Source organism: Nocardioides cremeus (genome assembly GCF_030518195.1).
GTDB classification, from domain to species: Bacteria; Actinomycetota; Actinomycetes; order Propionibacteriales; family Nocardioidaceae; genus Nocardioides; species Nocardioides cremeus.
Window position 1 is genome coordinate 210,076 of record NZ_JAULSC010000002.1, and the last position, 21,852, is coordinate 231,927.

The following is a 21,852-nucleotide window of genomic DNA, read 5'->3' on the forward strand; positions in this document are numbered from 1 at the left end:
CCCGTGTGAGGGGCGACGATGAGTTCGGGCCGAGCACGCGGTCAATGTACGGGTGGGCCGCCGAGGAGAGGACAGCGACATGGCGCAGGAGACGCAGGGCAGGACGGTGCTGATGGTGGGCACCCGCAAGGGCCTGTGGGTCGGGGAGTCCGACGCGCGCCGCGAGGAGTGGTCCTTCACCGGGCCGCACCACGACATGCAGGAGGTCTACTCCTGCCTGGTCGACACCCGGGTGCGCGACGCGCAGGGCCGGCCGCGGCTGCTGGCGGGCGCCTCGTCGACCTGGTTCGGCCCGCAGGTGCAGGTCTCCGACGACCTGGGGGCCACCTGGCGCCCGGGCAAGGCGCCGCCGGTCTTCCCCGGCGACGTCGACGCCTCGGTCGACCGGGTCTGGCAGCTGGCGCCGGGCAGCGAGCCGGGCGTCGTCTGGGCGGGCACCGAACCGGGCGCGGTCTTCCGCTCCCGCGACGACGGCGAGACCTGGGACCTCGAGCGCGCCCTGTGGGACCACCCGCACCGGCCGCGCTGGTCGGAGGGCTTCGGCGGCCAGGCCTTCCACACCGTGCTGCCGCACCCCACCGACCCCGGCTCGGCCGTGGTCGCGCTGTCCACCGGCGGGGTCTACCGCACCACCGACGACGGGGCGTCGTGGGAGCCGCGCAACGTCGGCATCCGCGCCGAGTTCCTGCCCGAGGGCGAGCAGTACCCCGAGTTCGGCCAGTGCGTCCACAAGGTCGCGCGCCACCCCTCCCGCCCCGAGCGGCTCTACGCCCAGAACCACGGCGGGGTCTACCGCTCCGACGACGAGGGCGGCAGCTGGACCTCGATCGCCGCCGGCCTGCCGGCCGACTTCGGCTTCCCCGTCGTGGTGCACCCCCACGAGCCCGACACGGCCTACGTCTTCCCGCTGGGCGGCGCCGGCGGGCGCTACCCGCCCGACGGGCGGGCCCGGGTGTGGTGCTCGCGCGACGCCGGGGAGAGCTGGGAGGCGCTGGGGGAGGGCCTGCCCGACGGGTTCTTCGTCGGGGTGCTGCGCGACGCCATGACCAGCGACGACCACGCCGAGGCCGGGCTCTACCTCGGCGCCCGCAACGGCACCGTGTGGGCCTCGGCCGACGCCGGGAGGACCTGGCGCCTGGCGGTGGCCGACCTGCCCGACGTGGTCTGCGTGCGCGCCGCCTCGTTCTAGCCCTGCTCGTAGCGTCGTTCCAGCCGCCGCTACAGCGTGGCGGCCGGCACGCCGGCGGTGATCCTGCTGCCGTCGGCGCGGGTGCCGCCGAGCTGGGGGCGGTCGTCGAGCGGGTGTGGCAGCCGGGTGCCGCGGGCGTCGAGCCGCACCACGAGCGCACGGTCCGCGTCGACCTCGTGCTCGTGGCCGCGCACCGTGATGCAGACCGGTCCCGTCCCGTCGAGCACCGAGACGCACAGCCGGTCGGGGCGCACCTCCAGCGCCAGCCGGTGCCCCTGCCAGCGCAGCGTGCAGCGCAGCACCGGGAAGGCGTCGGGCAGCCGCGGGTCGAAGGAGAGCCGGCCACCGTGGTCGCGCATGCCGGCGAAGCCGTTGACAAGCGCCGCCCACACCCCGCCCGCCGACGCGACGTGCAGGCCGTCGTCGGTGTTGCCGTGCAGGTTGGCCAGGTCGACGTGCAGGGCCTGGCGGAAGTAGCCCCAGGCGGCGTCGGCGTAGCCGACCTCGGCCGCGACCACCGACTGGACCACGGCCGACAGGGTCGAGTCTCCGGTGGTGATCGGGTCGTAGTACTCGAAGTCGGCGCGCTTCTCCTCCTCGGTGAAGCGGTCGCCCTGCAGGAACAGCGCCAGCACCACGTCGGCCTGCTTGAGCACCTGGAAGCGGTAGATGACCAGCGGGTGGTAGTGCAGCAGCAGCGGGCGCAGCGAGTCCGGGGTCTCGGAGAGGTCCCACACCTCGCGGTCGAGGAACGCGTCGTCCTGCGGGTGGATGCCCAGGCCCTCGTCGAAGGGGATGTGCATCCCGGCCGCGCAGCGCGCCCACTCCTCGACCTCGGCGTCGTCGAGCTCGAGCCGGGCCCGCACCTGCTCGAAGTCCTCGGGGTGGTCGCGGCGCACGGTCTCGACGGCGGCCACGGCCTGCTCGAGGTTGTAGCGGGCCATCACGTTGGTGAACAGGTTGTTGTTGACGACCGTCGTGTACTCGTCGGGCCCGGTGACGCCGTGGATGTGGAAGGACGGCGTGCCGTTGCTGCGCCAGAAGCCGAGGTCGACCCACATCCGCGAGGTCTCGACGAGCATGTCGATGCCGTCGCGCACCAGGAAGCCCACGTCGCCCGAGGCGGCGACGTACTGCATCAGCGCGTGCGCCACGTCGGCGTCGATGTGCACCTGGGCGGTGCCCGCGGCGTAGTAGGCCGAGGCCTCCTCGCCGTTGATGGTCCGCCACGGGTAGAGCGCGCCGCTCTGGGCCATCTCGCGGGCCCGGTGCCGGGCCGAGGGCAGCATCCGGCTGCGGAAGTGCAGCAGGTTCCGCGCCAGGTGCGGCTGGGTGTAGGTGAGGAACGGCGCGACGTAGATCTCGCTGTCCCAGAAGTAGTGCCCCTCGTAGCCCGAGCCGGTGACGCCCTTGGCGGGCACGCCCTGCTGGTCGGCGCGGGCGCTCGCTTGGGCCAGGGAGAAGAGGTTGAACCGGATCGCCTGCTGGACGGCGATCTCCTCGTCGGAGGCGTCGGGCTCGGTGACCTCGACGTCGGCGGCCGACCAGAAGTCGGCGTACCAGTCGCGCTGCTCGTCGAGGTAGTGGTCGAGGCCGTGGTGGCGGGCCCGGTCGAGGGTGCGCTCGCAGCGGTCGGCGAGCTCGCGCACCGGCACGCCGCGCGAGGTGTGGTAGGCCACCACCTTCTGCAGCCGCACCGGGTTGCCCTCGGTCGCCTCGACCCGGAAGACCATCTTGGCCAGGTCCTGCTCGGCGCTGCGCACGACCTCGCTGGGGTCGTCGGTGGTGAGGGTGTGGTCGGCGGCGACCGCGATGGTCATCCGGGAGTTGGCACAGCTGTAGCCGAGCTCCATGCGCTGCTGGTGGGCCGAGTGCAGGCGCGGCACCAGCACCCGGTCCTCGAACGCGGCGGCCTTGCGGGGGTCGACGCCCTCGCCCATCGCGGCACGCGGGTCGTGGTACTCGTCGGTGCCGTCCTGGCGGTTGAGCAGCTGCGAGGAGATGGTGATCGGGGCGTCGCCCTCGAGCATGGTCACCGTCAGGCCGAGCAGCGCGAGGTGGCGCTGGGTCATCGACACCATCCGCGTCGACTCCACCTTGACCCGCTTGCCCGACGGGGTGCGCCAGACCAGCGAGCGGCGCAGCACGCCGTCGCGGAAGTCCAGGGAGCGCTCGTAGCGCTCGAGGTCGGCGGTGCCGAGGATGAGGGGCTCGTCGTCGACGTAGAGCTTCATCAGCTTGGCGTCGGGGACGTTGACGATCGTCTGCCCGGTCTGGGCGAAGCCGACGGCGGCCTCGGCGTGGCGGATCGGCCAGGTCTCGTGGAAGCCGTTGACGAAGGTGCCGTGCGCGTGCGCGTCGCGCCCCTCCTCGGGGTTGCCGCGCATGCCGAGGTAGCCGTTGGCCACCGCGAAGAGGGTCTCGGTGACGCCGAGGTCCTCGGGACGGTGCGAGCGCTCGACCAGCCGCCACGGGTGCACCGGGAAGCGGCCCCGGTTCATCGGGTCCTCGGTGACGAAGCGGCGGGTCACGCGACCGGGCCCGGGAGCAGCTCGGCGAGGTCGGCCACGACGAGGTCGGCCCCGGCCCCGGTCAGCGTCTCGACGCCGGCGCCACGGTCGACGCCGACCACCAGCGCGAAGCCGCCGGCCGCGCCGGCGCGCACGCCCGACACAGCGTCCTCGAAGACCACCGAGCGCGCCACGTCGGCGCCCAGCTCGCGGGCGGCGTGCACGAAGGTGTCGGGCTCGGGCTTGCCCGGCAGGCCCAGCTCGGTGGCCACGGCGCCGCTGACCACGGTGCCGAACCGGTCGGCCAGGCCCGCGGCCTCGAGCACGGCCGGGGCGTTGGCCGAGGAGGAGACGACGCCCAGCGGCATCCCGAGCTCGCGCAGGTGGTCGAGCAGCGCCACCGATCCCGGGTAGGCCTCGACGCCGTCGCGGGCCAGCACCGCGTTGAACGCCTCGTTCTTGCGGTCGCCGAGCTCGCGGACCCGCTCCTCGGACAGCTCGATGCCGCGCGAGGTGAGGAAGTCGCGCACGCCGTCGTAGCGGGGCTTGCCGTCGACGTGGGCGAAGTAGTCGGCCTCGGTGTAGGGCGAGCGGTCGGTCGCCGCGCCGTCGTAGGAGCCCAGGAAGGCGTTGAACATGTCGGCCCAGGCCCTCATGTGCACCTCGGCAGTCGGCGTGATGACGCCGTCGAGGTCGAGCAGCACGGCGTCGTGGTCGGTCCAGTTCACGGTCGTCACCCCACGAGGCTAGGGCCCTTTGCGCCCCGACGCAGATCGACACCGTGAGACGCCGCCCCGAGTGCGACGACGGTCACGGATAGCCTGGTTCCATGACCGGACCGTCCGAGCGACCCGACCTCAAGCCCCGTTCCCGCGACGTCACCGACGGCCTCGAGCGCGCCGCCTCCCGCGGCATGCTCCGGGCGGTGGGGATGGGCGACGACGACTGGGAGAAGCCCCAGATCGGCGTCGCGTCGAGCTGGAACGAGATCACCCCCTGCAACCTGTCGCTGGACCGCCTGGCCAAGGCGGTCAAGAACGGCGTGCACGCCGCCGGCGGCTACCCGCTGGAGTTCGGCACCATCTCGGTCTCCGACGGCATCTCGATGGGCCACGAGGGCATGCACTTCTCGCTGGTCTCCCGCGAGGTCATCGCCGACTCGGTCGAGGTGGTGATGAGCGCCGAGCGTCTCGACGGGTCGGTGCTGCTGGCGGGCTGCGACAAGTCGCTGCCCGGCATGCTGATGGCCGCCGCGCGCCTCGACCTGGCCTCCGTCTTCATGTACGCCGGCTCGATCATGCCCGGCCAGGTCGACGGCGAGGACGTGACGATCATCGACGCCTTCGAGGCCGTCGGCGCGTGCCTGGCCGGCAAGATGAGCCGCGAGGAGGTCGACCGGATCGAGCGGGCCATCTGCCCCGGCGAGGGCGCCTGCGGCGGCATGTACACCGCCAACACGATGGCCGCCGTCGGCGAGGCGCTCGGCATGTCGCTGCCCGGCTCGGCCGCCCCGCCGGCCGTCGACCGGCGCCGCGACGGGTTCGCGCACCGCTCCGGAGAGGCCGTCGTCGGGATGCTGCGCGAGGGCATCACCGCGCGCCAGATCATGACCATGGAGGCCTTCGAGAACGCGATCACCGTGGTGATGGCCCTCGGCGGCTCCACCAACGCGGTGCTGCACCTGCTGGCGATCGCCCGCGAGGCCGAGGTGCCGCTGACCATCGACGACTTCAACCGCATCGGCGACAAGGTGCCCCACCTGGGCGACCTCAAGCCGTTCGGCCGCTACGTGATGAACGACGTCGACAAGATCGGCGGCATCCCCGTGGTGATGAAGGCGCTGCTCGACGCGGGCCTGATGCACGGCGACGTGCTGACCGTGACCGGCCGCACGATGGCCGAGAACCTCGAGGCCCTCGCCCCGCCGTCGCTCGACGACGACGTGATCCGCAGCCTCGAGCGCCCGATCCACGCCACCGGCGGCCTGACCATCCTCAAGGGCTCGCTGGCCCCCGAGGGCGCGGTGGTGAAGTCGGCCGGCTTCGACGAGACCGTCTTCGAGGGCACCGCCCGGGTCTTCGACGGCGAGCGCGCCGCCATGGACGCGCTGTCGGCCGGGCAGATCCAGGCCCGCGACGTCGTCGTCATCCGCTACGAGGGCCCCAAGGGCGGTCCCGGCATGCGCGAGATGCTCGCCATCACCGGGGCCATCAAGGGTGCCGGCCTCGGCAAGGACGTGCTGCTGCTCACCGACGGCCGCTTCTCCGGCGGCACCACCGGCCTGTGCGTGGGCCACGTGGCGCCCGAGGCCGTCGACGGCGGCCCGATCGCGTTCGTGCGCGACGGCGACCGGATCACCCTCGACGTCCTCAACCGCACCCTCGAGGTCGAGCAGGGCGACGAGTGGGAGTCGCGCAAGGAGGGCTGGGAGCCCAACCCGCCGAAGTACACCCGCGGGGTCCTGGGCAAGTACGCCAAGACGGTCTCCTCCGCCGCCCACGGCGCGGTCACCGGCTGACGACCGGTCACTTTCGCACCAGCCACCGGTCACTTCTGCACCTGGTCGGGTGCGAAAGTGACTGCTCGGTGGTGCGAAGGTGACTGCTCGTGCCGCTACCAGGTGTCGACGGGACGGCCGCTGCCCACCAGGCGGCCGTCGCGGGCGGCGGCCGCGAGCAGCGCCGCGACGACCTGACGGGTCTCGGCGGGGTCGATGACGTCGTCGATCTCGAAGTGTCGGGCGACGTTGAGCGCCGCGGAGTGCGCCTGGGCGTAGGCCGTCAGCTCGCGCACCTGCTGCTCGCGTTCGGCCTCGTCCTCGATCGCCTCGAGCTCGCGGCGCATCGACAGGCGCACCGCGCCCTCGAGCCCCATCGCGCCCAGGTGCGCGCCGGGCCAGGCCAGCGTCATCAGCGGCTGGTGGGTGCTGCCGCCGAGCATCGCCTGCGCGCCCAGGCCGTAGCCGCGGCGCAGCACCACACCGATCATCGGCACCTGCAGCCGGGCGCCGGCCACGAGCAGCCGCGAGGTGTGGCGCACCAGGCCGGTGCGCTCGGCGTCGGGGCCGACCATCATGCCGGGGGTGTCGACCAGCGAGACGACCGGGAAGCCGTGGGCGTCGCACAGCTGGAGGAACCGCGCGGCCTTGTCGCCGGCGTCGGCGGTGATCGCGCCGGCGAGGTGGCGGGTGTCGTTGCCGATGACCCCGACGGTGCGGCCCTCGATGCGCCCCAGCGCGGTCAGCAGCTCGGGGGCGAAGTCGGGGCGCAGCTCGGTGACGGTGCCCTCGTCGCAGATCGTCTCCACCACCGGCACCAGCTCGTACGACGTGCGCTCGCCGTCGGGGACGGCCTCGCGCAGCGGCGTCTGGTCGGGCACCTCCCACGAGTCCTCGTCGCCCAGGAAGTAGCCGATGAGCGCGCGGGCCGCCTCGACCGCGTCGTCCTCGTCGACGGCCACGTCGACCACGCCGTTGGCGGTCATCACGTCGAGCGGCCCGACCTCGGCGGCGCTGACCTCGCCGAGCCCGCCACCGGCGATCATCGCCGGCCCACCCATGCCGAGGGAGGCCCGCGGGGTGGCGACCACGAGGTCGGAGCAGCCCGCGACGACCGCGTTGCCGGCGAAGCAGGGGCCCTCGACCACGGCGATCCGCGGCACCCGGCCCGACAGCCGGGCCCACGCGGCGAAGGTGGTGACGTCGAGCGCGGAGACGAGCGGGATGTCGGTGTCGCCGGGGCGTCCGCCGCCCCCGGCGGCGAAGAACACTCAGGGCAGCGCGAGCCGCTCGACGACGTCGAGGAGCCGGTCGGTCTTGCGGTGCCCGCGCATGCCCTGGGTGCCGGCCATCACGAGGTAGTCGTAGGAGAGCACCGCCACGGACCGGCCGCCGATGGTGGCCAGGCCACCGACGATGCCGTCGGCGACGGTGCGGTCGAGCAGGTCGTCCATCGACCGCTTGTCCTCCTGCGCCGCGGTGACGAAGCGGCCGTACTCGACGAAGCTGCCCGGGTCGACCAGCGCCGCGACCTGCTCGCGGGCGGTGCGGCCGCCGCGCTCGTGCAGCCGCTCGACGGCCTCGGGGCGTGCGGCGTCCTCGGTCAGGGCCCGCCGTGCGAGCACCTCCAGCAGGGCGGGCCGGATCGGGTCGGGGGTCGACATGGCGGGGAGTCTAGGAGCGTGCCCGGTGGGGTAGACATGCGCCGTGACCTCCACCACCCACGAGACCACCGCACGCCTCGACGCCGACGACGGGCTGGCGTCGTACCGCGACCGCTTCGTCGGGGCGCAGAGCCCCCTGGTCTACCTCGACGGCAACTCGCTGGGACGCCCGCTGCGGGTCACGGGGGAGCGGCTGCGGACCTTCGTCGAGCACGAGTGGGGCGGCCGGCTGATCCGCGGCTGGGACGAGGCGTGGATGGACCTGCCGACCGTCGTGGGCGACCGGATCGGCGCCACCTGCCTGGGCGCGGCCCCCGGGCAGACGGTGGTCGCCGACTCGACCACGGTGCTGCTCTACAAGGCGCTGCGCGCCGCGGTGGCCGCCCGGCCGGGGCGCCGCGAGGTGGTGCTCGACCGCGACAACTTCCCGACCGACCGCTACGTGGCGGCCGGCGTGGCCGACGAGCTCGGCCTGACCCTGCGCTGGATCGACGTCGACACCAGCGCCGGGGTCACCCTCGAGCAGGTGCAGGAGGTCGTGGGCGAGCAGACCGCGGTGGTGCTGCTCAGCCACGTCGCCTACCGCTCGGCCTGGCTGGCCGACGCGCCGGCGATCACCGCGGCGGTCCACGACGCCGGGGCGCTGGTGCTGTGGGACCTGAGCCACTCGGTCGGCTCGGTGCCGCTCGAGCTCGACGCGTGGGGGGTCGACCTGGCGGTCGGCTGCACCTACAAGTACCTCAACGGCGGGCCCGGCTCGCCCGCGTTCGTCTACGTCGCCGAGCGGCTGCTCGACGGGCTGCAGCAGCCGGTGCCGGGCTGGATGGGCCACGCCGACCCGTTCGCGATGGGCCCCGGCTGGACGCCCGCGCCGGGCATCCGCCGGATGGTCTCGGGCACCCCGCCGGTGGTCGGGATGCTCGCCGTCCAGGACATGCTCGACCTGCTCGAGGAGGTCGGCATGCCGGCCGTGCGCGCCAAGTCGGTGGGCCTGGCCGAGCACGTCCTGCGGCTCACCGACGTCCTGCTCGCGCCGCTGGGCGTCGGCGTCGCCACGCCCCGCGAGGCGCAGCGTCGCGGCGGCCACGTCACGCTCACCCACCCGGCCATGCGCGAGGCCACGGCCCGGCTCTGGGCCGCCGACGTGGTCCCCGACTACCGCGACCCCGGCGGCCTGCGACTGGGCCTCTCGCCGCTCTCGACGTCGTACGACGAGGTGACGCGCGGGATGGAGTCGGTTCGCGAGGTGCTCGCCGACCTGACAGCCTCGGACGCATGAGCAGCACCGACGTCCGCTTCCCCCGCCCGCTGCGCCCCGGCGACACCATCGGGGTCACCGCGCCCTCCTCGGGCGTGCAGACCTCGCTGCTCCCGAGGCTCGACGTGGCCTGCGAGCACCTGCGGCGGCGGGGCTACGAGGTGCGCCGCGGCGCGGTGCTCGAGACGCCCGACGGGGGAGTGGCCGCCCCGGCGGCCCAGCGCGCGGCCGAGCTGACCGCGATGCTCTGCGACCCCGACGTGCGCGCCGTGGTGCCGCCGTGGGGCGGTGAGCTGGCGATCCAGGTGCTCGACCACCTCGACTGGGACGCCCTGGCCGCCGCCGAGCCGACCTGGCTGGTCGGCTGGAGCGACCTGACCACCCTGATGGTGCCGCTGCTGACCCGGCTGGGTTGGGCGACGCTGCACGGCGGCAACCTGATGGACGCGCCCTACCGCCAGCCCGAGGGCCTCGCGCACTGGATCGACGTGCTCGAGACCGAGCCGGGCGACCCGGTCGTGCAGTCCTCGCCCGGCCGGCACCGCTCCGGCGGCTTCGACGACTGGGAGGCCGAGCCGGGCCTCGCCGAGCAGCAGCTCGACCTCACCGGCTCGTGGGAGGTCGTCGGCGGCGGCGGGCTCGACCTGACCGGTCGACTGGTGGGCGGCTGCATCGAGGTGCTCGGACCGCTGGTCGGCACGCCGTACGCCGACGTCGCCGGCTGGGGCCGCGCGCAGGTCGACGAGGGCCTCGTGGTCTACGTGGAGGCGGCCGAGCACGCCGCCTTCGACGTGTGCCGCGCGCTGCACGGGATGCGGATGGCCGGCTGGTTCGACGAGGCCGAGGCAGTGCTCGTCGGGCGCACCTCCGGGCCCGACAGCCCCGGGCTGAGCCAGCGCCAGGCCGTGCTCGACGCGCTGGGCCCGCTGGAGGTGCCGCTGGTGCTGGGGGTCGACGTGGGCCACGTGCCGCCGAACCTGCCGCTGGTCAACGGCGCGTCGTGCCGCGTGGTCGTCGACGCCCGGCGCGCCGAGATCACCCAGGTGTGGGGCTGAGCGCCGCCACTGGCGAGACCTCCACCTCGTGGGCCAGCATCACGGCCTGACCGCTCACGGGCTCCATGTGCGCCGCGCCGCCCGGCACCACCTCGTTGACGTTGACCCCCGCGCGGGCCCGCGCCCGGCTGGCGCCGGAGGCCCGGTGGCCCCAGCCGTGGGGCACCACCACGACGCCGCGCGCGACGTCGGTGGTCAGCTTGACCGGCAGGCGCACCGCGCCCGCGGCGCCGCGCACCTCGACCTCGTCGCCGTCGCCGATGCCGCGCTCGCCGGCGTCGAGCGGGTGCAGCAGCGCGGTGTTGCCGTCGGGCTGCTCGATGTAGGGGTTGTTGTGCATCCAGCTGTTGTGCGAGCGCCGGTCGCGCCGGCCCACCAGCCGCAGCACCCCGGGGCGGGCGAGGTCGGCCTCGCTGGCCGCCAGCCGGTCGAGGTCGGCGACCAGGTCGGCGGGCGCCAGGTCGACCAGCCCGTCGGGGGTGGCCACCCGGTGGCCCAGGAACGAGCCGGGCTCGGTCGGTGGCAGCAGCACCCCCTCGGGGCGGCGCCGCAGCTCGCCGAGCGTCGTACGCCGCCCCCAGCGCAGCAGCACCGCCAGCAGCTGGTCGAAGCCGACCTGGGGTGAGCGCGGCAGCCGGGCCAGCAGGCGGTTGAGGCGGGGGAGCAGGTGGGCCGGGGTGGTGCCCCAGGGGCGCGCGCCCGAGGCCAGCGCCAGGTCGGAGAAGATCTGCCACTCGGTACGCCGCTCGCCCAGCGGCGCGACGACGGGCGGGGTCCACTGCGCGTGCGGCACCACCTGCAGCGACTGGTGCGAGGCGGGGAAGTCGCTGCGCTCGAGCATGTCGGTGGCCGGCAGCACGTAGTCGGCGTGCGCGGCGGTCTCGTTGCGGTAGAGGTCGACGCTGACGACCAGGTCGAGCCGCTCGAGCGCCGCGGCCAGCCGCCCGCCCGGCACCGAGTGCACGGGGTTGCCGGAGGTCACGAGGAGCGCCCGGATGCGGTCGGGGTGCTCGGTGGTGATCTCGTCGGCGAGCGCGGCGACGGGGAAGGCGCCGGCCACCCGGTGCCAGCGCCCGTCGGTGGTGCGGTGCTCGTCGAAGCGGCCCAGCCCGGCGAGACCGGCGAGGCGCAGCGTGTCGAACGCACCGCGCGGCACCAGCAGCCCGCCGCGGCGGTCGAGGTTGCCGGTGAGCAGGTTGAGCCCCTGCACCAACCAGGTGCAGATCGAGCCGAAGGGCCCCATGTTGACGCCGGTCGAGCAGTAGAGCGCGGCCCCGTCGGCGGCGGCGTACGCCGTGGCGAGCTCGCGGATGGTGCCGGCCGGCACCCCGGTCACGCGCTCGGCGCGCTCGGGGGTCCACGGTGCCCCGGCGGCCACGAAGTCGTCGACACCGCGGGCCACGGCGCGGGCCGGGGCCAGGTCGACGCCGACCTCGCGGGTCACCACGTGCAGCATCGCGGCCAGCAGGTAGGCGTCGGTGCCGGGGCGGATCGCCACGTGCTCGCCGACCCGGCGGGCGGTCTCGGTGCGCCGGGGGTCGACGACCACGACGCGACCGCCGCGCTCCTCGATGCGGCGCAGCACACCTGCGGCGTCGGCGACCTGCACCACCGACATCTGGCTGACCAGCGGGTTCGAGCCCAGGCAGAGGAACATCTGCACGTGCTCCAGGTCGGGCACCGGCTGGACCAGGGAGAGCCCGTACATCTCGGTGGCGACGTGGAACTTGGTGTTGACGTCGATGGAGTGGGAGGCGAAGACGTTGGGGGAGCCGAGCGCCTCGACGAAGCCCGCCGACATCAGGGTGCCGGCCAGGGAGAAGAAGGTCGGGTTGCCCTGGTACATCCCGATCGCGCGCGGGCCGTGCTCGCCGACCAGGGCCCGCACCCGGGCGCCGATCTCGCGGTTGGCCTGCTCCCAGGTGATCGGCACCAGCTCGCCGTCGACCCGCTTGAGCGGGGTCTCGACCCGGTCCTCGTCGTGGTGCAGCGCACCGAGGCCCAGGCCCTTGACGCAGCAGTAGCCCTTCGTGACGGGGTGCTCGCGGTCGGGGCGGACCTTGACGACCCGCTCGCCGTCGCCGACGCCGGGGCTGCCCTCGACGTCGACGACCAGGCCGCAGTGCACCTCGCAGATGCGGCAGAAGGTGCGCACGCTGCGGGTCATCAGGCCGGCTGCCGCTCGTGCGACCCGGTGGAGGAGCGGCGGTCCAGCAGCGACAGCGCGCCGAGCAGCGCGACGAAGAGCGCCGTGATCGCCACGCAGGTGATCGCCACCGCGGCCCAACCGTCCTCGCGGTGGTCGAGGAAGGGGTAGGGGAACCACCCGGACACCAGCCCGACGACCAGGGTCCAGGCCAGCCACGCCAGCGGCCAGACCAGCGCCAGGCCCGCCGTACGACGGGTGACGCGCGGGCGCGGGCCCACCACGACGAAGCCGACGACCGCCAGCACGGGCACCACCAGGTGCAGCATCGCGTCGGCCAGCGCGTCGGCGCCCTGCAGGTCGAGCAGCGGGCGCAGCAGCACGAAGTGCACGAGGCCGGTGAGGGTGATGCCGACGACGGCGTCGAGGCGCAGCACGGTCCAGGCGGTGCCGTCCCTGCCGCGGTGGCGGGCCAGGTGGGCGGCGGCCAGGGCGACCAGCAGGTTGCTCTGCACGGTGAAGTAGGAGACCAGGCGGCCCAGGCGCACCTCGAGCGGGGGCACCGACTGCTCGTCGAGCACCCGACCGCCCTGGACGACCAGCACCAGCTGGAGAAGCAGTGCGGCGGCAGCCACCACCGCCACGAGCGCGTGCCAGGACCGGACCCGTGACGTCATGGGCCCTGACGCTAGGGCATCTGGCAGCATCTGTGCGGTGGACCAGCGGATCAGCTTCATCACCCTGGGGGTGCGCGACCTCGCCGCGTCGCGGGCCTTCTTCCTCGACGGCCTGGGCTGGCAGGCCAGCCACGACAGCGAGGAGGTGCTGATGCTGCGGGTGGGTGAGCACCTGGTGCTCTCGCTGTGGGACCGCGCCGCGATGGAGGCCGAGGTGGGCGCGCTCGGCTCGGGCGCGGCGCCGCTGACCATCGCCCACAACGTGGCCACCCGGGCCGAGGTCGACGAGGTGCTCGAGCAGGCCCGCGTGGCCGGCGCCCGGGTCGTGCTGGCCCCGCAGGAACGGGCCTGGGGCGGCTACACCGGCTACTTCGCCGACCCGGCCGGCTACCGGTGGGAGGTGGCCTGGAACCCGGGGCCGGTCGGCCAGGAGGTGCTGCCCTGAGGGCGGACCGGCGCGGCGTGCGCCAGCATGTGGGACTCGCGTCCCAGATGTTGGGACGCCTGGCAGACTGGCGTGACGAGGTGACGGGGCCCGGGATACCGTGCAGCCATGCGCCAGGACCTTCTCGTACCCACGCGACGCGTGAGCTGAGCCGGCACCGGCACACAGCCAGCGCGTCACCCCTCGTTGCCCCCAGGGCCGAGGGGCTTTTTCATGATCAGGGTCCATGAGCAGGGCACGGCGACAGGCACCACACCAGCAAGGGGAGCGGCAGGGCATGAGCACTGAAACGTCCGGGACACCGACCACCGGCGACCAGGTCACGGGCGCGCAGAGCCTGGTCACCTCGCTCGAGGCGGCCGGCGTCACCGACATCTTCGGCATCCCCGGCGGGGCGATCCTGCCGGCCTACGACCCGCTGATGGACTCCTCCATCCGCCACATCCTGGTCCGCCACGAGCAGGGCGCCGGCCACGCCGCGCAGGGCTACGCCGCCGCGACCGGCCGGGTCGGCGTCTGCATGGCCACCTCGGGCCCCGGCGCGACCAACCTGGTCACCGCGCTGGCCGACGCGCACATGGACTCCGTGCCGATGGTCGCCGTCACCGGGCAGGTCGGCGCCTCGCTGATCGGCACCGACGCCTTCCAGGAGGCCGACATCCGCGGCATCACGATGCCGATCACCAAGCACAACTTCCTGGTCACCGATCCCGCCGAGATCCCGCAGAAGATCGCCGAGGCCTTCCACATCGCCTCCACCGGCCGCCCCGGCCCGGTGCTGGTCGACGTGGCCAAGTCGGCGCTGCAGTCGATGACCACCTTCCGCTGGCCCACCGAGCTGCACCTGCCGGGCTACCGCCCGGTGACCAAGCCGCACAGCAAGCAGATCCGCGAGGCCGCCCGGCTGATCCTCGAGGCCCGCCGCCCGGTGCTCTACGTCGGCGGCGGCACCATCCGCGCCGGTGCGTCGCGCGAGCTGCGGGTGCTCGCGGAGATGACCGGGATGCCGGTGGTGACCACGCTGATGGCGCTCGGCGCCTTCCCCGACAGCCACCCCCAGCACCTGGGCATGCCCGGCATGCACGGCACCGTCGCCGCGGTCGCCGGGCTGCAGAAGAGCGACCTGATCATCAGCCTCGGCGCGCGCTTCGACGACCGCGTCACCGGCAACCTCGACTCCTTCGCGCCCGGCGCCAAGGTGATCCACGCCGACATCGACCCCGCCGAGATCGGCAAGAACCGCTACACCGACGTGCCGATCGTGGGCGACTGCCGCGAGGTCATCTCCGACCTCGTCGTGGCGCTCAAGGCCGAGGCCGACGCCGGCCACAGCGGCGACTACGAGGCCTGGGTGGCGTTCCTGTCGGGGGTCAAGAAGAAGTACCCGCTGGGCTACGAGCAGTCGCCGGCCGGCACGCTGGCGCCCCAGCACGTCATCGAGCGGCTCAGCGCGATCGCGGGTCCCGAGGCGATCTACACCTCCGGCGTGGGCCAGCACCAGATGTGGGCGGCGCACTTCGTGCAGTACGAGCACCCGCGCACCTGGCTGAACTCCGGCGGCCTGGGCACCATGGGCTACTCGGTGCCGGCCGCGATGGGCGCCAAGGTCGGTCGCCCCGACGCCACGGTGTGGTCCATCGACGGCGACGGCTGCTTCCAGATGACCAACCAGGAGCTGGCCACCTGCGCGATCGAGAACATCCCGATCAAGGTCGCGGTGATCAACAACGAGTCGCTGGGCATGGTGCGCCAGTGGCAGACGCTCTTCTACAACCAGCGCTACTCCAACACCAACCTGCAGCGCCAGGGCGGCGTCGTGCGGATCCCCGACTTCGTCAAGCTCGCCGAGGCCTACGGCTGCGTCGGCCTGGCGTGCGACGGCCCCGACGACGTCGACGCCACCATCGAGAAGGCCATGGAGATCAACGACGTGCCCGTCGTGGTCGACTTCCGCGTGCACCGCGACGCGATGGTCTGGCCGATGGTCGCCGCCGGCACCAGCAACGACGACATCAAGTACGCCCGCGACCTGGCCCCCGACTTCGACGAGGACGACCTGTGAGGATGATCCAGCCATGACCCAGCACACCCTCTCCGTCCTGGTGGAGGACAAGCCCGGCGTCCTGACCCGGATCGCCGGCCTCTTCAGCCGCCGCGGCTTCAACATCCACAGCCTCGCGGTCGGCCCGACCGAGCACCCCGAGATCTCGCGGATGACGATCGTGGTCAACGTCGAGGAGTCCCCGCTCGAGCAGGTGACCAAGCAGCTCAACAAGCTGATCGAGGTCATCAAGATCGTCGAGCTCGACCCCGACGCCTCGGTCAACCGCGAGCTGGTGCTGGTCAAGGTCGGCGCCAACGCCGAGACCCGCGGCCAGGTGCTCGACACCGTGCAGCTCTTCCGCGCCAAGGTCATCGACGTCGCCCCCGACGCGATCACCATGCAGATCACCGGCAACCAGGGCAAGATCGCCGACTTCCTGCGGATGCTCGAGCCCTTCGGCATCCGCGAGCTCGTCCAGTCGGGCATGGTCGCGATCGGGCGCGGTCCGCGCTCGATCTCCGAGCGCCACCAGCGCCCGGTGGCCGTGCCCGCCCCGCCCGCAGCAGTCTGACCACCCCACCCGCTCGACGACCCGTTCCACCCACCAGAAGGAGAAGCCCCCGTGGCTGAGATGTTCTACGACGACGACGCCGACCTGTCCCTGATCCAGGGCAAGAACGTGGCCGTCATCGGCTACGGCAGCCAGGGCCACGCGCACGCGCTGTCGCTGCGCGACTCGGGCGTCGACGTGCGCATCGGCCTGCAGCCCGGCTCCAAGAGCCGCGCCAAGGCCGAGGCCGAGGGCCTGCGCGTCGTCACCCCGGCCGAGGCGGCCGAGGAGGCCGACGTCATCGTCATCCTGGCCCCCGACCAGCACCAGAAGAAGCTCTTCGCCGAGGAGATCGCCCCGCAGCTCGCCGAGGGCGACACCCTGGTCTTCGGCCACGGCTTCAACATCCGCTTCGGCTTCATCGAGCCCCCCGAGGGCGTCGACGTCTTCATGGTCGCCCCCAAGGGCCCCGGCCACCTGGTGCGCCGCGAGTACGTCGACGGGCGCGGCGTGCCCGTGCTGGTCGCGGTCGAGAAGGACGCCTCGGGCTCGGCCTGGGACCTCGCGCTGTCCTACGCCAAGGGCATCGGCGGCCTGCGCGCCGGCGGCATCAGGACCACCTTCACCGAGGAGACCGAGACCGACCTGTTCGGTGAGCAGGCGGTGCTCTGCGGTGGTGCCTCGCAGCTGGTGATGTACGGCTTCGAGGTGCTCACCGAGGCCGGCTACCAGCCCGAGGTCGCCTACTTCGAGTGCCTGCACGAGCTCAAGCTCATCGTCGACCTGATGTACGAGGGCGGCATCGCCAAGCAGCGCTGGTCGGTCTCCGACACCGCCGAGTTCGGCGACTACGTCTCCGGCCCGCGGGTCATCGACGAGCGCGTGAAGCAGAACATGGTCGGTGTCCTCGAGGACATCAAGAACGGCTCGTTCGCCGAGCGCTTCATGAACGACATGGAGAACGGCCAGCCCGAGTTCACCAAGTTCCGCGAGCAGGGCGAGTCGCACCCGATCGAGAAGACCGGTCGCGAGCTGCGCAAGCTGATGGCCTGGGTCAAGAGCCACGACTCGGACTACACCGAGGGCTCCTCCGCGCGCTGAGCACCTCCGCGCGCTGAGCACCTCCGCACGCTGAGCACCCCCGACGCCGAGCCGGCGCGTCTGAACGCGCCGGCTCGGCGTCGCTGTCACTTCACCTCGGAGCGCAGCACCAGCCGCAGGCCGACGGCCAGCGGGAGCACCAGCCAGAAGAAGCCGGACACCCCGAGCTGGGCCCACTGCTCGGCGCTGGGGACGACCTCGAAGAGCTGGCCCTGGCTGAAGTTGAAGTCCACCCAGGGCTGCAGGTCGGCGAACCACGGCTGCGCCGCGGCCAGCAGCGCGGTGAGACCGGTGAGCACGAACTGGTAGACGAAGTAGCCCACCAGCGCCGCTGCCGAGCTGCGCAGCAGCAGCCCGAGCATGAAGCCGATGAACATGTTGAGCACGGTGGCCAGGGTGATCGCCGCGAGCCGTGCTGCGCCGAGGTCCCAGGCGAGGTCGACGCCGGCCAGCGAGACCCCCACGACGTTGCCGACGGCGCCGATCGCGGCAGCCAGCACCACCGCGATGACGCCGATGCCCAGCGCACAGACGGCCTTGGCGGCCACGACCCGACCGCGGTGGGGCACGAGCGTGAAGGTCGTCAGGCCGGTGCGCTGGCTCCACTCGCTGGTGACAGACAGGAGCGCGACGATCGGCAGGATGGTCACCATCGGCAGCCCGACGGCCGCCACGAACGTGTCGTAGGTGAGCACCTGCGCGGGCGCGAGGGCGACGACGGCCACGGTGGCCACCAGCGCGGTCAGCACGATGCTGGCCATCAGCCAGGCGCCCGAGCGGGTGTCGAACATCTTGCGCAGCTCCACGCCCAGCAGTCGGTGGAACGGGGTCGGCGTCGGCGCCGGGCGGGCGTCGTACGCCGGCCGGACGGCCTCGCGGTGAGCTGTGGTGAGGGTCGTGGTGCTCATGCTGCTGCTCCTGCTCCTGCTCGGGTCGGGGTGGTCTCGCGCTGGGTGTCGGCGGTCAGCTCGAGAAACATCTCCTCCAGCCCCGCGCCGTCGGCGGCGCGCAGCTCGTGCAGCGCGACGCCGGCGTGCAGGGCGAGCCGGCCGACGATGGCGGGGTCGGCGTCGGTGGCCAGTGCGTCGTCGCCGGTGGGGTGCGCGGTGTGCCCGGCTGCGGTGAGAGCGGCCGCGAGCGGCTCGCGGTCGCGGACGCCGACGTGGGTGCCGGCGCGGGCGAGCAGCTCGGCCTTGGTGCCGCCCGCGACGATCCGGCCGCGCCCGATGACCACCAGGTCGTCGGCGACCACCTCGATCTCGTGCAGCAGGTGGCTGGAGAGCAGCACGGTGCCGCCGCGGTCGGCGTAGGTGCGCAGCAGGTCGCGCATCCAGCGGATGCCGGCGGGGTCGAGCCCGTTGGCCGGCTCGTCGAGCACCAGCACCTGCGGGTCCCCGAGCAGCGCGGTGGCGATGCCGAGCCGCTGGCGCATGCCCAGCGAGTAGTGCCGCACCCGGCGCCCGGCCTCCTCGTCGCTCAGGCTGACCAGCTCGAGCATCTCCTGCACCCGGGCGCGGGGGAGCCCCATGGTGCGCTGGGCCAGGGTCAGGACCTCCCGGCCGGTGCGACCGGCGTGCTGGGCCGAGGCGTCGAGCAGCACGCCCACCTCGCGCCCGGGATCGGGCAGGTCGGCGAAGCGCCGGCCCAGGACGGTGGCCGAGCCCGAGGAGGGCGGGGTCAGCCCGACCAGGACGCGCATGCACGTGGACTTGCCGGCGCCGTTGGGGCCCAGGAACCCGGTCACGCGACCGGGACGGGCGGTGAAGGTGACGTCGTCGACGGCCGTGAGGGCACCGTAGCGTCGGGTGAGGTTCTCGATCGTGATCATGACCGGAGTCTCGGCCGCGCGGGGGCGTGCGCACATCGGGGATGACGCGGGCCGCGACCCTGGTCGGACCCTGGGCCGAGCCCCGCAGTGCCCCGGGAAGAACCAGGGGGCTTTCGGGGTTGGGGCCCACATGCGTATCGAGATCTGGTCCGACGTCGTCTGCCCCTGGTGCTACATCGGCAAGCGCCGCCTCGAGACCGCCCTGGCCGGCTTCGAGCACCGCGACGAGGTCGAGGTGGTCTGGCGCTCCTTCCAGCTCGACCCGGGCGCGCCCTCGGTCGCCGAGGAGAGCATCGCCGAGCACCTGGGCCGCAAGTACGGCGGCGGCCCCGAGGCGGGCCAGCGGATGATCGACCAGATGGAGGCCGTGGCCGCCGAGGAGGGCTTGGTCTACCGGTTGGGCCAGGCACACCGGGTCGGCACCGCCGACGTCCACCGGGTGCTGCACGCGGCCCGCGACCACGCCCAGCGCGCCGAGCTGAAGGAGGCGCTGCTGGCGGCGTACATGGTCGAGGCGCGCAACGTGGCCGACCACGACGTGCTGACCGAGATCGCCGTCTCCGCCGGCCTCGAGGAGGCGCGGGTGCGTGAGGTGCTGGCCGGCACGGAGTACGCCGACGAGGTGGAGGCCGACATCCGCCAGGCCGGCGCGTACGGCGCCACCGGGGTGCCGTTCTTCGTCGTCGACGGCCGCTACGGCATCGCCGGCGCCCAGCCCGCCGATGTCTTCACCGACGTGCTGCAGCGGGCCTGGGACGACGCCCACCCGGCCGTCGAGATGGTGGGGGCGCAGACCGGTGCCGACGGCGCGGTGTGCGGCCCCGACGGCTGCAGCTGAGCGCGGTCAGTCGTCGAGGCTGACCAGCACGACCGTGTCGGCGTGGCCCGGGCCACGGCGGCCCTGGGGCCCGAGCCGGGCGAGCAGGCGGGTCGCCGTCGTCGTCCACCCGTACTTCTCACGGACCCGGCCGTGCACCTCGTCGAAGAGCGCCCCCGAGCGCACCATCACGGCCCGCCCGTCGACGGGTGAGGTCTTTTCCTGGGTGCGCCCGCGCACGTCGCACGGCTCCACCTGCACGCGTTGGTCGTGCGCCAGCCGCTCGGTCTCGCCGGTGCCCGCGGCGGTCCAGAGGCCGAGGCGTCCGTCGCTGACCGGCACCACCCGGACCGGCGTGGTGACCGGCTCGCCGGAGCGCCGGAAGGTCGTGAGCGCGAGGTACTTCTCGCCGGCCAGCTGCTCCGCGGTGGTCACCCGTCCAGGCTCCCACGACCGACCCCGTCGACCCCGTCGGCGCCGAGGTCGATGGTGCGGTCCAGGCCGAGGTCGCCGAGGAAGGCCTGGTCGTGGCTGGCGACCACGAGCGCCCCGCGGTAGCCCGCGAGCGCCGTGACCAGGGCGTCGTACGACGCGAGGTCGAGGTTGTTGGTCGGCTCGTCGAGGAGCAGCAGGCGGGGCGCGGGGTCGGCCAGCAGCAGGGCGGCCAGGGTGGCGCGGAGCCGTTCGCCGCCGGAGAGGTCGCCGACGAGCCGGTCACCGACGGCGCCGCGGAACCCGAAGCGCGCCAGCCGGGCGCGCACCTGCTCGGGGCCGGCTCCGGGGTGGCGCCGAGCGACGGCGACGGCGAGCGGGGCGTCGGCGTCGAGGACGTCCAAGCGCTGCGGGAGGAACGCCACCGGGACGTGGACGTGCACCTCGCCTCTCGTCGGGGCGGCCAGGCCGGCCCAGCTGCGCAGCAGCGTGGTCTTGCCGCTGCCGTTGGGACCGACGAGCGCGATCCGCTCGGGCCCGACGATGTCGAGGCCGGCCTCGGTGTGGGTGAGCACGCGAGTGCCCCGCGGCACCGCTGTCTGCGGCAGGTCGACACGGATCGTGAGGTCGTCGCGCACGGCCTGCTCGGCCCGCTCGAGATCGCCGCGGGCGGTGTCGAGGCGGTCGGCGTGCACGTGGCGGTACGAGGCGGCCGAGCGCTCGGCCCGACCCACCAGGTAGTCGCGCGCAGCCTTGCCGATGCCGGTGGTGCGCTCCGCCGTGGCAGCGACCCGGCGCCGCTGGGCGAGGGTGCGCTCGGCCTCGACGGCGTCGCGCCGCTGGCGACGCACCTCGTTGCGAGCGGTCGTCACCGCCTGCTGCGCGGCCTCCTGCTCGGCCGCGACCTGGGCGGCGTACGACGACCAGCCGCCGCCGTACCAGCGCAGCGAGCCGCCGCGCAGGTCGGCGATCCGGTCGACGCGCTCGAGGAGCTCGCGGTCGTGGCTGACGACGAGCAGGGTGCGCGGCCAGGTGACGACGAGGTCGTGGACGCGCTCGCGCCCGGCTCGGTCGAGGTTGTTGGTGGGCTCGTCGAGCAGCAGGACGTCGGGGCGGGCCAGGAGCAGGCGGGCGATGGCCAGGCCGGTGAGCTCACCGCCCGAGAGCTCGCCCAGGCGGCGGTGCAGCGCGCCCGACGGCAGGCCCTGCCGCTCGAGCTCGGCGCGGGTGCGCTCCTCGACGTCCCAGTCGTCGCCGACAGCCTCGAAGAGGTGCTCGTCGCTCCGCCCGGCCTCGATGGCGCGCAGGGCCGCGAGGGTCGCGCCCACACCGAGGAAGTCGGCGACGGGCCGGGACGGGTCGGCGTCGAGGTCCTGCGGCAGGTAGCCGACCTCGCCGTGGACCGAGACGTGGCCGGCGCTGGGGCGCTGCCGCCCGGCCAGCACCCGCAGCAGGGTCGACTTGCCGGAGCCGTTGGCCCCGACCAGCCCGGCGCGGCCCCGCGAGAGGGCCAGGTCGAGGTCGCGCAGCGTGGGGGAGCCGTCGGGCCAGGTGACGGTGAGGCCGGAGACGGAGATGACGGGATGCGTCGAGGGCATGGGTGCTCCAGGTGAGGGGTCGGGTGCGTCACGGCGGACGC

17 protein-coding genes and 1 pseudogene are annotated in these 21,852 nt (G+C 73.6%); 9 read left to right on the forward strand and 9 right to left on the reverse strand.

What is annotated here, in order from left to right:
- Positions 1-79 precede the first annotated feature (79 nt).
- Positions 80-1,189 carry a WD40/YVTN/BNR-like repeat-containing protein gene (locus tag QWJ41_RS03935; RefSeq protein WP_302705860.1) on the forward strand — a complete coding sequence of 370 codons (1,110 nt, stop codon included), beginning with the start codon at positions 80-82 and terminating at the stop codon, positions 1,187-1,189.
- A gap of 29 nt (positions 1,190-1,218) precedes the next feature.
- Here QWJ41_RS03935 and QWJ41_RS03940 read toward each other — a convergent pair whose 3' ends face one another.
- Positions 1,219-3,690 (reverse strand): glycoside hydrolase family 65 protein, encoded by a 2,472-nt coding sequence (locus QWJ41_RS03940; RefSeq protein WP_302705946.1) that lies wholly within the window; start codon positions 3,688-3,690, stop codon positions 1,219-1,221.
- 26 nt (positions 3,691-3,716) lie between these two features.
- Entirely contained in the window at positions 3,717-4,427 is a 711-nt protein-coding gene (locus tag QWJ41_RS03945; RefSeq protein ID WP_302705947.1) for an HAD family hydrolase, read from the reverse strand.
- A 101-nt stretch (positions 4,428-4,528) separates the two neighbouring features.
- Here QWJ41_RS03945 and ilvD point away from each other — a divergent pair, with 101 nt between their 5' ends.
- Entirely contained in the window at positions 4,529-6,217 is a 1,689-nt protein-coding gene (ilvD, locus tag QWJ41_RS03950; protein WP_302705861.1) for a dihydroxy-acid dehydratase, read from the forward strand.
- Between the two features lie 95 nt (positions 6,218-6,312).
- Here ilvD and QWJ41_RS03955 read toward each other — a convergent pair.
- A pseudogene (locus QWJ41_RS03955) lies at positions 6,313-7,860 on the reverse strand (acyl-CoA carboxylase subunit beta).
- A gap of 43 nt (positions 7,861-7,903) precedes the next feature.
- On the opposite strand from QWJ41_RS03955, the gene QWJ41_RS03960 reads away from it, so the two are divergent.
- Both QWJ41_RS03960 and QWJ41_RS03965 read left to right on the forward strand, forming a co-directional pair.
- The gene (locus QWJ41_RS03960; RefSeq protein ID WP_302705862.1) at positions 7,904-9,139 is read left to right on the forward strand and encodes a kynureninase; all 1,236 of its coding nucleotides are present in this window, start codon (positions 7,904-7,906) and stop codon (positions 9,137-9,139) included.
- Positions 9,136-10,173: a S66 family peptidase gene (locus QWJ41_RS03965; protein ID WP_302705863.1), complete on the forward strand. Its 1,038-nt coding sequence runs from the start codon at positions 9,136-9,138 to the stop codon at positions 10,171-10,173. Before QWJ41_RS03960 ends, QWJ41_RS03965 begins: the two co-directional genes overlap by 4 nt.
- On the opposite strand, the gene QWJ41_RS03970 is transcribed toward QWJ41_RS03965, so the two are convergent.
- Both QWJ41_RS03970 and QWJ41_RS03975 read right to left on the reverse strand, forming a co-directional pair.
- Positions 10,154-12,340 carry a molybdopterin-containing oxidoreductase family protein gene (locus tag QWJ41_RS03970; RefSeq protein ID WP_302705864.1) on the reverse strand — a complete coding sequence of 729 codons (2,187 nt, stop codon included), beginning with the start codon at positions 12,338-12,340 and terminating at the stop codon, positions 10,154-10,156. The two genes, QWJ41_RS03965 and QWJ41_RS03970, sit on opposite strands and share 20 nt — an antisense overlap.
- Positions 12,340-12,996, reverse strand: a complete 657-nt coding sequence (locus QWJ41_RS03975; RefSeq protein WP_302705865.1) for a Pr6Pr family membrane protein — start codon at positions 12,994-12,996, stop codon at positions 12,340-12,342. Before QWJ41_RS03975 ends, QWJ41_RS03970 begins: the two co-directional genes overlap by 1 nt.
- A gap of 37 nt (positions 12,997-13,033) precedes the next feature.
- Here QWJ41_RS03975 and QWJ41_RS03980 point away from each other — a divergent pair, with 37 nt between their 5' ends.
- The 4 genes from QWJ41_RS03980 (at position 13,034) to ilvC (ending at position 17,136) form a co-directional block, all read left to right on the forward strand.
- Entirely contained in the window at positions 13,034-13,441 is a 408-nt protein-coding gene (locus tag QWJ41_RS03980; protein ID WP_302705866.1) for a VOC family protein, read from the forward strand.
- A gap of 277 nt (positions 13,442-13,718) precedes the next feature.
- Positions 13,719-15,503: an acetolactate synthase large subunit gene (locus tag QWJ41_RS03985; protein WP_439117300.1), complete on the forward strand. Its 1,785-nt coding sequence runs from the start codon at positions 13,719-13,721 to the stop codon at positions 15,501-15,503.
- 13 nt (positions 15,504-15,516) lie between these two features.
- Positions 15,517-16,056 carry an acetolactate synthase small subunit gene (ilvN, locus tag QWJ41_RS03990; protein WP_193667874.1) on the forward strand — a complete coding sequence of 180 codons (540 nt, stop codon included), beginning with the start codon at positions 15,517-15,519 and terminating at the stop codon, positions 16,054-16,056.
- Between the two features lie 51 nt (positions 16,057-16,107).
- Positions 16,108-17,136, forward strand: coding sequence for a ketol-acid reductoisomerase (gene ilvC / locus QWJ41_RS03995; RefSeq protein ID WP_302705868.1), 1,029 nt, complete (start codon positions 16,108-16,110; stop codon positions 17,134-17,136).
- A gap of 86 nt (positions 17,137-17,222) precedes the next feature.
- Here the strand turns inward: ilvC and QWJ41_RS04000 are convergent, their stop codons facing one another.
- Both QWJ41_RS04000 and QWJ41_RS04005 read right to left on the reverse strand, forming a co-directional pair.
- Positions 17,223-18,044: an ABC-2 transporter permease gene (locus tag QWJ41_RS04000; protein ID WP_302705869.1), complete on the reverse strand. Its 822-nt coding sequence runs from the start codon at positions 18,042-18,044 to the stop codon at positions 17,223-17,225.
- Positions 18,041-18,964, reverse strand: coding sequence for an ABC transporter ATP-binding protein (locus QWJ41_RS04005; protein ID WP_302705870.1), 924 nt, complete (start codon positions 18,962-18,964; stop codon positions 18,041-18,043). The genes QWJ41_RS04000 and QWJ41_RS04005 overlap by 4 nt, the downstream gene beginning before the upstream one ends.
- Before the next feature lie 130 nt (positions 18,965-19,094).
- On the opposite strand from QWJ41_RS04005, the gene QWJ41_RS04010 reads away from it, so the two are divergent.
- Entirely contained in the window at positions 19,095-19,802 is a 708-nt protein-coding gene (locus QWJ41_RS04010) for a DsbA family oxidoreductase (protein ID WP_302705871.1), read from the forward strand.
- Positions 19,803-19,808: 6 nt separating this feature from the next.
- Here QWJ41_RS04010 and QWJ41_RS04015 read toward each other — a convergent pair whose 3' ends face one another.
- Positions 19,809-20,216, reverse strand: a complete 408-nt coding sequence (locus QWJ41_RS04015; protein ID WP_302705872.1) for a PPOX class F420-dependent oxidoreductase — start codon at positions 20,214-20,216, stop codon at positions 19,809-19,811.
- Positions 20,213-21,811: an ABC-F family ATP-binding cassette domain-containing protein gene (locus QWJ41_RS04020; protein WP_302705873.1), complete on the reverse strand. Its 1,599-nt coding sequence runs from the start codon at positions 21,809-21,811 to the stop codon at positions 20,213-20,215. The genes QWJ41_RS04015 and QWJ41_RS04020 overlap by 4 nt, the downstream gene beginning before the upstream one ends.
- Positions 21,812-21,852 lie beyond the last annotated feature (41 nt).

Coding starts and splice junctions, on each gene's coding strand:
- QWJ41_RS03935 (WP_302705860.1), top strand. CDS start 80: ATGGCGCAGGAGACGCAGGGCAGGACGGTGCTGATGGTGGGCACCCGC.
- QWJ41_RS03940 (WP_302705946.1), bottom strand. CDS start 3,690: ATGAACCGGGGCCGCTTCCCGGTGCACCCGTGGCGGCTGGTCGAGCGC.
- ilvD (WP_302705861.1), top strand. CDS start 4,529: ATGACCGGACCGTCCGAGCGACCCGACCTCAAGCCCCGTTCCCGCGAC.
- QWJ41_RS03965 (WP_302705863.1), top strand. CDS start 9,136: ATGAGCAGCACCGACGTCCGCTTCCCCCGCCCGCTGCGCCCCGGCGAC.
- QWJ41_RS03970 (WP_302705864.1), bottom strand. CDS start 12,340: ATGACCCGCAGCGTGCGCACCTTCTGCCGCATCTGCGAGGTGCACTGC.
- QWJ41_RS03975 (WP_302705865.1), bottom strand. CDS start 12,996: ATGACGTCACGGGTCCGGTCCTGGCACGCGCTCGTGGCGGTGGTGGCT.
- QWJ41_RS03985 (WP_439117300.1), top strand. CDS start 13,719: ATGAGCACTGAAACGTCCGGGACACCGACCACCGGCGACCAGGTCACG.
- ilvN (WP_193667874.1), top strand. CDS start 15,517: ATGACCCAGCACACCCTCTCCGTCCTGGTGGAGGACAAGCCCGGCGTC.
- QWJ41_RS04000 (WP_302705869.1), bottom strand. CDS start 18,044: ATGAGCACCACGACCCTCACCACAGCTCACCGCGAGGCCGTCCGGCCG.
- QWJ41_RS04005 (WP_302705870.1), bottom strand. CDS start 18,964: ATGATCACGATCGAGAACCTCACCCGACGCTACGGTGCCCTCACGGCC.
- QWJ41_RS04010 (WP_302705871.1), top strand. CDS start 19,095: ATGCGTATCGAGATCTGGTCCGACGTCGTCTGCCCCTGGTGCTACATC.
- QWJ41_RS04020 (WP_302705873.1), bottom strand. CDS start 21,811: ATGCCCTCGACGCATCCCGTCATCTCCGTCTCCGGCCTCACCGTCACC.